11 protein-coding genes are annotated in these 12,436 nt (G+C 42.2%); all 11 read right to left on the minus strand.

The genetic code is table 11. The features are described 5' to 3' along the window. Window positions 1-16 precede the first annotated feature (16 nt). Window positions 17-1,207 carry a teichuronic acid biosynthesis protein TuaH gene (gene tuaH / locus MHI33_RS19050; protein WP_065098083.1) on the minus strand — a complete coding sequence of 397 codons (1,191 nt, stop codon included), beginning with the start codon at window positions 1,205-1,207 and terminating at the stop codon, window positions 17-19. A gap of 25 nt (window positions 1,208-1,232) precedes the next feature. Then, window positions 1,233-1,988, minus strand: coding sequence for a teichuronic acid biosynthesis protein TuaG (gene tuaG / locus MHI33_RS19055; RefSeq protein ID WP_340913160.1), 756 nt, complete (start codon window positions 1,986-1,988; stop codon window positions 1,233-1,235). Between the two features lie 23 nt (window positions 1,989-2,011). After that, window positions 2,012-2,689, minus strand: a complete 678-nt coding sequence (gene tuaF / locus MHI33_RS19060) for a teichuronic acid biosynthesis protein TuaF (RefSeq protein ID WP_065097929.1) — start codon at window positions 2,687-2,689, stop codon at window positions 2,012-2,014. A gap of 72 nt (window positions 2,690-2,761) precedes the next feature. Continuing rightward, window positions 2,762-4,219, minus strand: a complete 1,458-nt coding sequence (gene tuaE / locus MHI33_RS19065) for a teichuronic acid biosynthesis protein TuaE (RefSeq protein WP_065097928.1) — start codon at window positions 4,217-4,219, stop codon at window positions 2,762-2,764. Window positions 4,220-4,258: 39 nt separating this feature from the next. Further along, a complete protein-coding gene (locus tag MHI33_RS19070) occupies window positions 4,259-5,188 on the minus strand; it encodes an NAD-dependent epimerase/dehydratase family protein (protein ID WP_065097927.1) in 930 nt (309 codons plus the stop codon). A gap of 14 nt (window positions 5,189-5,202) precedes the next feature. After that, window positions 5,203-6,540, minus strand: a complete 1,338-nt coding sequence (gene tuaD, locus MHI33_RS19075) for a UDP-glucose 6-dehydrogenase TuaD (RefSeq protein ID WP_003212916.1) — start codon at window positions 6,538-6,540, stop codon at window positions 5,203-5,205. Between the two features lie 79 nt (window positions 6,541-6,619). Further along, window positions 6,620-7,804 carry a teichuronic acid biosynthesis protein TuaC gene (gene tuaC / locus MHI33_RS19080; protein WP_065097926.1) on the minus strand — a complete coding sequence of 395 codons (1,185 nt, stop codon included), beginning with the start codon at window positions 7,802-7,804 and terminating at the stop codon, window positions 6,620-6,622. After that, complete coding sequence (gene tuaB, locus MHI33_RS19085; RefSeq protein WP_034620148.1) at window positions 7,801-9,252, minus strand: teichuronic acid biosynthesis protein TuaB; 1,452 nt, start codon at window positions 9,250-9,252, stop codon at window positions 7,801-7,803. Before tuaB ends, tuaC begins: the two co-directional genes overlap by 4 nt. 18 nt (window positions 9,253-9,270) lie before the next feature. Beyond that, complete coding sequence (locus MHI33_RS19090; RefSeq protein WP_340913170.1) at window positions 9,271-9,930, minus strand: sugar transferase; 660 nt, start codon at window positions 9,928-9,930, stop codon at window positions 9,271-9,273. Between the two features lie 199 nt (window positions 9,931-10,129). Then, the gene (locus tag MHI33_RS19095) at window positions 10,130-10,708 is read right to left on the minus strand and encodes a hypothetical protein (protein WP_185107773.1); all 579 of its coding nucleotides are present in this window, start codon (window positions 10,706-10,708) and stop codon (window positions 10,130-10,132) included. Between the two features lie 231 nt (window positions 10,709-10,939). After that, window positions 10,940-12,430: an N-acetylmuramoyl-L-alanine amidase gene (locus MHI33_RS19100; protein ID WP_106067047.1), complete on the minus strand. Its 1,491-nt coding sequence runs from the start codon at window positions 12,428-12,430 to the stop codon at window positions 10,940-10,942. Window positions 12,431-12,436 lie beyond the last annotated feature (6 nt).

Consider the following 12,436-nt stretch of genomic DNA (forward strand, 5'->3'; position numbering starts at 1 on the left):
CACAATCCCGAATGAATTATGCGTTTTCTTTAATATTCGTTAGTTCCACCATGTTTGTGAACAGCGTGTGCCAATCTTTTTTCTTCGCTCGGCTTTGTCTTAGATGTCTATAGCTCGTGTCGTCTTTTTTGCTGATCACTTTCAGGCAGGCTTCTACGAAGAGCGCAGGATCATCGCCCTCTAAATATTCATACACATCCTTCTCTTTTAGCCTTTCCGTTGATGGGAGATTTAAACCGACAACCGGTATTCCAGCGGCTAAAAATTCATAAAGCTTGAGAGGGAACACCGCTTGATTGTAAGGGGATTGTTTATATGGCATCATACCTACATCAATCAGCTTCATATAAGCAGGCACTTCTTCTGGAGCAACAGCACCTGTCCAAATCACATTAGGCAGTTTGAGTGCATGCTGAAAGGATGGATCTCCATTCGTTCCATCCGGACCGACAAATAAAAATGTCCAATCAGGCCGCATACGAGCAGCTTCAGCTATCATGTCAAAATCGAGCTTTGGCTTAATTCCTCCGATAAAACCAAGCACAGTCCCTTCTCTTCCTTCCAGCACATCTTCTTTACACGGAAGATTGCTTTTCGCAAACACATCGTACTCGACGCCATTTTCCACCGTAAACACATCTTTCGGTTCTCCCATAAGACGTTTTTTGATTTGATCGTGTAAATATTGAGAAGAGCATGTAATGCTGTGTGCATATTTAATGATTCGGTTTTCTGCCTTGACAATGACACGCTGCCTCATATAAGAAAGGATGTTATGGTTGCCGCTTATCGGCTCTCCCCACAGGTCACTGCAATCATAGACAATATGTTTCCATTCAAATAAAGAAGATAAGAGCGGAAAGCCCGGAAACGTATACCATAAACAAACGGCGATCCCCTTCTTTTCCTCCTGCCGCAAATGTTCAAGAAGAGGGGATAATTTATGAATATAGAACATGTCTTGATATCGACCAAAGCGAAATAATTTGCTCTTGAGCACATCAGGAATGGTCAATTGCTTCATTCGATCTGTTATGGGCTGAAAGGGAGCTGTATGACGAGATGATGACGGGCATACCCAGATGACCTCTTTTGTTTCTGGATCAGATGCTAGAAATTCGGCCAGCCGATGCCGTCTGTACCTCAGTCCGTCCTGTCCCCATTCTCCCGTCGCTACGACAACATGTATGATCGAGTCTGCTTTCACCTTTATCACCTTTTTTCCCTTCTGTTTATAAGCGCTTCTTCACAGCATTTGTCGCATAGTGCATAAAACACCAAGACGCTTTGACAAAATGAAGCTGCTCAATTTCTCTGTAGACAAACCACGTTTTTTTCGCTGCTTTCCACTTGTTACTAGAAATGGAGTTCCCAACGATGCGATATTCACTGAGCGGTTCACTCATACCATAGGCTGTAAATCCTCTTTTTAATATAGACAGCCAAGTAGCTAAATCCTGCCTTGTGCGAATGTTCGGCATTTCCACATGTCCTACCTTTTGAAGATCAAGCATGACCGTTAAACAGCCGATAATGGTGTTTTTCAGGGCTTCATTATAGTCTAATCTCGCTGGCGCAGTGACGGTTTTTTCTAATGATTCTCCGTTTTCTGCAATGATGTCATATGCCGTAAATGTAAAAGCAAAATCATTTGTCAGCATGAAGTCTACCTGTTTTTCGAGCTTCTTCTCTTTCCACATATCATCGCTGTCTAAAAAAGCGATAAAGCGTCCTTTTGCCTGTTTGATGGCTGCGTTTCTAGCAATGGCAGCTCCCCCATTTTCCTCTAAATAAATGACGTTGATTCTGTCGTCCGCTTGACTTAAATCCCCTAATAGCTTTCTAGTTCCATCTGTAGAACAATCATCTGCAATGATCAGCTCCCAATTGGCATAGGTTTGGGCAAGGACGGAATGAACTGTATCCGTTAAATAACGTTCCGCATTATACGCAGGTGTAATGATGGATACTAACGGTTGATTGTTCACCTAGACTCATCTCCAGTTCATCATTAAGATTCTTTGAACACTTCGGGTAAGACCACAAACATGAGCGAGATACTAAAGCCAATGACAAGCCCAAGAAGTGCACGTTTTTTAGCTGACATGCCTTTATTGCCTTCATCAAGTACTTGGGCAGGATCAACAATTTTTGCCTGCTTCATTCCAAGCTTTGTTGACTCCAATTCATATAAGAATCGTTCTTTATCAACTTTGGAATCATTGCTGACCGATTCGTCTTCAAGAGCAGCTAATCTACTTTCAATCACCTGCTGCCTTTTTGTAAATAACGCTTTATCTTGCTTGAGAAATGTATCTGACACCTGCTTCACAACAGCCAAAGCACGACCCTTATCGGCATCCGTGAAAGACAGCTGTAATTGTGTATCCGATTGATTGGTAAGGATGAGACGGGTTTTCACATCCTGTCTTTCTTCTTCTTTCACATCACTGAGTGCTTCGTTTAGAAATGCATCGCTTTTTAATAGAGATGTCACTTCTGCCATATTGTTATACACCCCATCATCATATTTACCGAGAGTGAGGGTAACAGCAGCTGTGTAACTAGACTGCTGCGTAGTTCCTTTAGCAAAAAAGAAACCAAAAACGCCTAATACGACAGGCAGCAGTATGAGCCATACGATGTACTTTTTGATTCGCTTCCCTATCCTTGATATGAAACCAGACATGTTCATTCTCCCAACATTGACGTATTTGCTCTTTCACTAGTGTAGCCATACAAACAAAGCATCACACACGGTTTACCACAGCTTGAGTCGTTGTTTGTTTTTCAGCATATTCACCGCTGCGATCACCAGTCCTAAAAATACCCAGTGGAAATATAAATTCGAGACGGAGCTAGGACTGATACTTGAAACGAGAAAGCTCAGCATGGCTGCAAACAACCCCTCAATGATCATTTTTGCCGATCTTGTGTCAGCCCATTGGTATTGTTTGTACAGTGTGAACATGAGATAGGCGTATACTGAGATATAGCCCAGCATGACTGCAAATCCGAAGTTCGTCATCAATTCCAGCAGCCAATTGTGCACTTCTACGACCTGGTCTGTGTCAAAGATCGAAAAGTGAGCTAAGTAGTAAGACACATTCCCCGCTCCAACTCCGAATCCGTATGAATTCGTAAAGAAGTGCCAAGCATTTTTGATTAAATTTGCTCTCGCGATGTTAGACGGGAGTGGTTCACTAAAAGAATGCGCGACCTGAGAAGCGAGAAACAAGTCATAAAAAATCGAATAAATCTTGGCTGAAAAGACAGCGATACCGATGACGACAAGTCCGCTTGCTGCAACGATTGACCACTTTTTGAGAAAACGCGGCAGCAGCAACCACACATAGATCGCCACTCCTGCAAATATCCCAAGCAGACTAGCGCGGGATTCGGTTAACAAAATGAGATACAGCGCTGCGATTGCACCTAATAATCCAAACGCTTTGATATAACCGTTTTTCATTTGACGCATGCATGCTAGATATAAAAAGAAACTAATCGATAAAAACGTTGCAAAGTCATTCTGATTAAAAAAGACAGATGTAGGATAGTGCTGTTTATACACTGGCCCTAGATATAATGAGGTATTCGGTAAATGGTTCAATGTAAAGTGATTATAGAACCCAATCCCCATCACAAATACAGTCATGACAAGCCAAATGCTATAAAAAGTCACCACTTGATCCATTCGCTGAATATACATGACGACTAGAAAGACAAATCCCATCCCCATTGCAAGAAGGGACATATATTTCAGGCCGTATGTGACCGAATGAGCCCAAAGCAGTGAGATGAGCCCGTAAAGAAACCATACAGCGAAAAAACCAAGAAGTCCTTTGACACGAATCTGCTGCCACTGCGATATGTACGTCCCCTTATCTCTCATCCGCCATATGAATAAAGTAAAGGTGGCGATGAGCATGATACGGTAGAGAAAAAGACTAAAGAATCCTGCACTAATAGAAAAGAACGCGTTGTTGAGAAAGGTCAATGTAATCAAAAGATAGATGGCTGACATGAAGATTTGCTCACCATTCATGTACAGCTTCATCAACACGAGAGCAGCCGACAGGATCAGAAGTATAATCGGAACAGCTACCATCTTCTTTAACCCGACGGGCTGCGCGGATGCCATTTGTACAAGCCCGATCCCTGCTGCAAACAAAATACATCCAATCATGATTTGCCATGCTGTTTGTTTCACACTCATACCCATTTTCCTCCTAAGCAACCCATCCGATTTGAGGGATTAAGCCTTGACTTCCTGTTCATAGTAGGAAATGGTACGAGCCAAACCTTCCTGTAAACTCACAACAGGCTCCCATGCTAAGACTTGTTTCGTTTCCTCATTTGCCAATGTACTATGCACAATATCACCTGCACGCTGCGGCTTATAAATTGGTTCAAGATGCGACCTCGTCACTCGCTTCATCGTTTGAAATAGCTCATTCACAGTGATCGAAACACCACATGAAATATTTAAACAAACGTTTGATTGAGCTGTTAAAGCCGCAACATTCGCTGCTGCTAGATCACCTACATAGATGAAATCTCGTGTTTGTTCCCCGTCTCCAAAAATGAAAGGAGCCTCATCCTTTGCAAACTTATCAGAGAAAATAGAGACAACCCCGCCTTCGCCAAGTGCATCTTGTCGCGGACCATAAACATTGCTATACCGAAGAATACAATAGTCCACATCATACAGTGATTTTGCCATTTCTAAGTATCGCTCTACTGTGAGTTTCGATAAACCATAAGGCGAACCAGGCTTTAACCGGTGAGCGGTGTCTACTGGCAAATAGACTGGATCTCCATAGACAGCTGCCGATGAGGCAAATACCACTTTCTCCACCCCCGTTTCAGCAGCTGCTTTCATGACATTCAGAGACCCTTTGATATTGACCTCTTCGTCATAAACGAAATTCTGAACGGAAACGGCGACACTCACCTGTGCTGCAAGGTGAACGATATAATCCGGTCTTATTTGTTTGATCAAATCGACCGTTTCTGATTTTGTGACATCTGCCTCAATGCATTGAACGGAAAGGTGGTCAATATTTTCCCGAGATCCAGTTGAAAAGTTATCAAGAACGATGGGCTCGTAGCCTTTTTCTAGTAAAGCCTCTACCGTATGTGATCCAATAAATCCGCTTCCCCCAGTAACCAATACTTTCTTCATCCAAGCTCCCCCTGTTATTGTGCCTTTGATACCAATTCTGCTTCCCATACGCCTGGGCGGCCGATAGACTGGTAAATAAATCCTCTCTCTTTCATTTCTGCTGGATCAAACAAATTCCTTCCATCAATTACAATCGGTGAACGAAGCAGCTGCTTGATTTGATCTTTATCCATCTTCTGTACGTCATCCCATTCTGTTAGGATGAGGCAAGCATCCGTATCTTTTACTGTTTCATACAGGTCATTACTGAAGACAGCCTGCGGGCCAAGCTCTCGTTCTGCTTCTACATAAGCAATCGGATCATAGGCCTTCACAAAAGCACCTAGCTCTCTCAGCATTGGGATAATGTCTAATGCAGGCGCAGAACGCATATCATTCGTATTCGGTTTGAATGCGAGACCTAAAACAGAGATGGTTTTACCTCTAATATCACCGAATACACTCATCAGTTTGCTGACAAGGTGCGCTCTTTGGTGATTGTTCGTTTCAATCACGGACTCGATCAGCTTGAACCGGTATCCGGCTGTTTCGGCAATTTTGAGAAGAGCCATCGTGTCTTTCGGGAAACAAGAACCCCCAAATCCAATGCCCGCTTTTAAAAATTTATGCCCGATGCGGCTGTCTAATCCAACGCCTTCGCTAACTTTTTCAACATCAGCGCCCACCCGCTCGCAAATATTTGCAATGTCATTGATGAATGAGATTTTTGTGGCAAGCATGGCATTTGCAGCATACTTAATCATTTCAGCACTTTCTAAGTTGGTCTCCACAACCTCTGTTTGAAACGGATCATGCAATCTTTTGATGATGGTTGACGCATGGGTGCTTGTCGAGCCGATTACTGCCCGCTCCATATTCATCGTGTCTTGGATGGCAGAGCCTTCTCTGAGGAACTCTGGATTGGATACGACATCAAAAGGGTATTTACTGCGCGATGCTTTTTCAACAATGGCTTGAACGAGCCGGCCTGTTCCAACGGGCACTGTGCTTTTATTGACGATGATTTTATAGCCATTTAGATGTTCACCAATTGTTTGAGCGACAGCTTTCACGTACGTTAAATCTGCTTCCCCCTGTGCTGTCATCGGAGTCCCTACAGCAATATAGATAATTTCTGATTCCCGGATAGCAGCAGGAATATTGGTTGTAAAAAACAGTCTTCCTTCTTCCGTATTTTTTTCAATCAATTCCTTTAAACCCGGTTCATAAATGGGAACGACACCACTTTTTAAGCTGTTGATTTTTGATTCATCGATGTCACAGCAGATGACACGATTTCCGATATCAGCAAAACAAGTACCCGATACTAACCCGACATACCCTGTTCCAATCACAGCAATTTTCTTCAACATTGTTCATCCTCTCAGTAAAAGCATATTGTCCGTTCCAAGCTGTTTATCTATCTATCATTCTTTGCACATTTCATCTTGTTTAAACGATGGATCTTGATTGATGAAGCACCTTTTCATATTGCTGTATGAGCTGCTTCGTATTATTTGCTGATGAATATTCTGTATGAACGATTTGATAAAGATCGTTTTTCACTTGCTCATTCCATCTGTTTTCATAAAGGTAGGCGTGAATGGCCTCTTTTAACTGATTTGCCGAATGCGGATCAACGAGGAGGTGTTGATAGCTAGAAAATAAGGTTGGGAGACCACCGACTCTTGTCGCAATGACAGGTGCTTTTAAAGCGAGCGCCTCCAGAACAACGGTTGGCATTCCTTCACTATAGGATGGGAGTGCAAACAAATCGGCTGCTATTAAATAGTCTTTCACCTGATCATTCGGCACCTGCCCTGGGAGTAGAATGGATGCTCCAGCACGTTCTGTGAGCTCCTTTGCAAGGGGGCCTTTTCCAACAAAAACTGCTTTCACACCATCCAAGCCGCTGACAGCATCAGCTAATTCAAGTAAGCCCTTCTCTTTGACTAATCGTCCGACGAAGACAACGAGCTTGTCGTGAAGGGGTAAGCCTAACTTTTTCCTGATGCCTTGTTGATCTTCTTTCGTTTTAGAAAATGACTGGAGCGGAATACCGAGCGGGAGGCATTTCGCTTCTACCTTTGTCATGTCATGTGTCTTTTTAGCAAGCTCCTCGCTCACCGTCAGAACAGCAGATGCCTGTTTCACCGCCGTTTCAAAGGCTGCATGTGCCCCTTTGCTATAGCTCGGATACACGTTCACATCACTGCCATGTAAGGTCAAAAGATAAGGAATTTGCGTTTTTTTCTGAATCACAGCCGCCGCTCCGCCAGATGGCATCGCAAAGTGCGCATGGATAAAATCTGGTGACAGCTGATAACGCTGCATGGTGCTGAGAACAGTAGAAGCTATTCGTTTACTCGGCTGTGCCCATTTCAGCTGTCCAGGGAGCGCTGTATAGGGCGGCCTGTATACGGTCACTCCGTTTCTCACTTCCTGCTCGGGCAGATCTTTTTTCTGCCGATAGGACGCCTTCAGCATCCGCAAAACCGGTGGATTGACCGGGTTGGGACATATGACGGTCACTTGTATTCCTTGTTTGAGCAGCTCCTGCACTTGCGTTTCATGGAATACGCCTTCACTTGGATGTGTTTCACTAGGATATACACTTGTCAGCCATAGCACCTTCATGACGAACGACCTCTTCTCAATAATTTGCCTGCAACTTGCGGATACATTTTGATGAGCAGCAAGCCATACAATGCTGCGCTGACACAAATCGTCAATCCTAATTGAAGTAAAATGTCGGCTGACGTCAGCTTCATCCCTTGATGGAGGGCTACCGCACAGGCGGCCATCAATAGCGTCATAGCAGCAGGCTTGCCAAGTGATTTCAAATAAACCTTCATATCTAGCTGAATGACATACGCCATGAGCCATCTGCCGACAATGAAGTTGAGCAGGCTGACACCTGAGTAAACCCAAGCTACTGTGAGCAGACTGCCTGTGCTGACACCTACATATAAGGCGCATCCATACACAAGAAGCATCCCCGTATCCCAATAAAAGGCTAAGTCCGCTCTCCCCTTTGCAAGAAGTATTGACCCGTTTGGATTCATCAGCACACGCAGAAGTCCGACAATGCATAATATATTAAGAACCGGAACAGCTACGAGCCATTTCTCGCCAAACACTACTTCTATAAAGCTATCTGATACGGCAGCAAGACCGATTAATAACGGAAAGCTAATCAATGCGAGCATATTCGTCATACTGAGGAAGCCCTCTCGCAGCATGGAGTGATCACGCTGACTTTTTGCGAAAACCGGGAAAGCCACTCTCGTCACGATTGGGTTAATCTTCAGCACGGGGATCGTCACGATTTGATATGCCAAGCTATAAATACCTAACGCTTCTGCTCCAAGAAACCGTCCGATTAAAATCATGTCTATGTTCGATCCTGCTCGATTGACTAGTCTGGATGCGAGCTGGAATGCACCAAATGAGAAGAATTCTTTCACTTCTCCTAATGCAAAAACAGGTGCTGGGCGCCACTTCTTCCAATAAGCTGCGGCATACATAAGCCCTTTTCCTGATTGCAGCAGCACTTGAGAAATGACATAGGCAACAATCGGATTGATGAAGAAGGTCAAAGCGAGTAAAACAATCAGCGATATCATGGTTGCAACGGCTTCAATGGCACTTAATGTTTTAAAGGCTAGGTCCTTTTGCATCATGTATTGGTATTGCTGGCCAATAGGAGCAATCAAAAACATGATTGATAATAGTTTCAGCAACCCCTCCAGCTCTGGCCGGTTATAAAAGGCGGCAATCATTGGGCTAACTAGAATGAGTAAACAGAATAAGACAACTCCAGTGAGTAAGTTGATCCAATATAATGTGGATAATTGACGTTCTGTTGTTTGTTCCTTTTGGATGATCGCTGCCCCGATCCCTAGATCAAGTAAAATCTGCGTAAATATTGTGACAGTTGTGATCATGCCAACGAGTCCAAACTCCTTCAGTGACATCACATTCCCTAAAAAGGCGAACTGTGCAATTTGGATGATCGTAATGATGAATGCGGACAAGCTTGTCCATTTTGCCCCGCCTAGCATGCGTTTTTTCATACTTGCCATTTCTCTTCCCTACTTTACTTATCTGGCTCCGTCACCCGTCATGATGACTTTTAACGTTTTTACCATAATCTTCGTGTCGAGAGAAAATGTCAAGTTTTGAATATAATGTAAGTCGTGTGTTAATTTTTCACTTGGACTCATTTCATATCCTCCATTTACTTGTGCAAGACCTGTCAGTCCCGGCTTGACCGTTAATCTTTTCGTAAAACCTGGAATCGTCCGATTAAATTCTGCGGTAAACATCGGTCTTTCCGGACGCGGACCTACGATACTCATTTCTCCTTTTAACACGTTGATGAATTGAGGGAGTTCATCGATTCTTGTTTTACGAATGAAGGCTCCCACTTTGGTGATACGTGGGTCGTTTTTTTGTGCCCATTTTGCTCCTCCGCTTTCAGCATCGGTTCTCATCGATCTGAGCTTCCATAATTTAAAGTAAACACCGTCTTTCCCGACCCTCTCCTGCATATAAAAGGCTGGTCCCGGTGTTTCCAGCTTAATCAAAAGAGCAAACAGCAAAATGATTGGCGTACTCAACATCAATCCGATGAACGAGAACATTAAATCTATGAAACGTTTTGCAAATAAATAACGAACCATATGTTCTGTTAAAGCAAAAGAGTGGTTTCGACTCACTTCATATTCTCTATAAAGATTCATCGCTTTCTCTGCACTCACTGACCTGCACCTCACCATTCAAAGTAGTTGTTGTGTAAAGAGATGTTCTATGAAAGTCAGTTTAGCAGAGCAACATTAAGCAAATGTAAATGCGCTGTTAAGTCTTGTAAAACTGTGTTAAGAATGTGCACTTATATCAAGTTATGCCCTTTTCAACGTAAAAAAGACCCGCAATTCTGCGGGTCTCCGGGTCTTTTCTTTATTTTGCTTTAACAGATTCGATCGTTTTTAATCGAAGGGTTCCGTTTGCATCTTTTGTATAAGTGACTTTCACTTTTGATTCTTCTTTTAAGCTGTTCACTTGTTTAGAAAACGTATTTCCGAATTGAATAGCGACTTCTTTGCCATCAATGTTCACAGCAATGGTATGTCCATCAGCCAAGCCGACATATGTGCCTTCCTTGGTGACTTCATTTTTCTTATTTGTTGTTGATTCTTTCTTTGTTTTAGATTCAGCTTTTGATTGTTCCTTAGTAGGTTCTTCTTTTGTGATTTCTTTACTTGAGCTGTCTTTTGCGTCTTCATCAGATTGACCAGATTGCTCTTCTTTTGGAGCAACTGTTTCTTTGCTTTGATCATCTGCTTTTTCATTTGATGACTCATCTTCTGTTTTTTCCTTTTTCTCTGAAGCATTTTCTTTCTTTTGATCAGCTGCTTCGGTTGTTTCCTTTTTGCTATCATCCTTATTGTTGTCGCTTGATTGATTTGTTGTGCCGCATGCTGTGAGTAGTACACCTAGAAGCAATACTAGAAACGGCATTGTGATTAATTTTTTCAAAATTGTCACCTCTTCATGATTTGTCGATTGGCTGTCGCTTAGATTCATGCGTAAACCATTCACCTTTTATGTTTCAATTATAACAAAGATAACTAGAAATGAAATGTATTTTTAACTTGACACATTATTGATGACCCGATCACTTCATAGACTTTTGAAAAAAGGCTGCCGAGAGACGTTCTCGAGCAGCCTAAGAGGAGTATCTGAGGCACCCCTCATGTTTGTATTTTCTTATCTAAAGTAACCTGACACACCGCTTGAAATGCCTGACGCTAAACGATCTTTATACGTAGCCGATTTCAAGATGTTTGAATCAACTGGACTTGACACAAAACCAGTTTCTAAAAGAACACTCGGCATTTTAGAATATTTAATCACGTAGAATCCAGCTGTTTTCACACCACGGTCTCTTGTACCAAGTGCACTGACCATTTTCGGCTGAATGTTTTGCGCAAGCTTCAAGCTGTTTGCAGACGCATATGTTTTGTCATAATACGTTTCTGTTCCGTTTGCACTGCTGTTATCATTTGAGTTTGCATGGACACTGATGAAGATATCTGCATTTGCTGACGCACCTTTGCTCACTCGTGTTTGAAGACTGTCAAATGTGTCTGATGTTCTTGACATGGTAACAAGTGCACCCGCGTTGTTTAATTTCGTATTTAAACGCTTGGCTACATCTAAATTCAAGTTCTTTTCATATAACCCGTAGCCTACAGCTCCTGAATCATGTGCGCCATGACCTGGGTCAATGAATACTTTTTTCCCGACGACAGGGTTTTTCAATTGTGCTAAAACGTTTGTTGAGATTACATTTGTACCGCCAATTGTACTAAAACTATTTATTTTTTTATTACCTATCGCACTTCTAGTTGCAACGGGTAGACTTTTTTTATTTGTGAACAAGAATGCTTTTCCCTTTTTAGCTGCAATACTTGCGCCTGTTATAGCATCAGCATATGCAAAACCGTTACTGAGATAAGTATTACTTGTACTCATATTATATTTATTTACGATACTTGCTGCCGTATCATAACGAGTTGCACCACCAACACGAGTTGGAGAAGGCAACTGATTATATGTCGTTCTGTTAATTCTTGATTCTCCACCGATTACAATAGTTTGTTTGACCCCTCTACTTTTAATAGTTGATGCTGTAACTTTAACTAAACTTCTATCGTTTGTTAACAAAATTGGATATCCCATTTTAGCAGCATACGGAGAGATTGCTACTGCATCTGCATATGAAAAACCATTTGCAACTATTGCGACACTTGAACTCCTCATTTGTTTTGAAATTAATGAAGCTGTATCATAGCGAGTTTGGCCATAAATTCTCGTTACAGAAATACCCATTTTTTTCATTGTAGTTGCAACATTATTAGAAACTGTGTTTCCACCACCAATGATAATAACCTTTTTTGCTTTTAGATCTTTCAAACCTTTTTTGGTCGCTGCAGACAATGTGTCTTTATTTGTAAATAAAACTGGTGCGTTTTTTTGATATGCAAAAGGCACTGCAGTAAGTGCATCAGCATATGCCGTTTTCCCAACTAACACAACTGTATCAGCTGTTTTCCAACCTGTTTTGGCTGCATTTACTGCTACTGCATAACGTGTACTGCCATCTATTTTCGTTACAGCATTATCAGCCAATATAGTTGGAGTAAACATAAACAGCACTAATAAACTGATAAAAAAAGCTCTAATAGTAGCGTGCATAATCTT

This window comes from Bacillus sp. FSL K6-2971, assembly GCF_038006405.1.
GTDB lineage: Bacteria > Bacillota > Bacilli > Bacillales > Bacillaceae > Bacillus > Bacillus pumilus.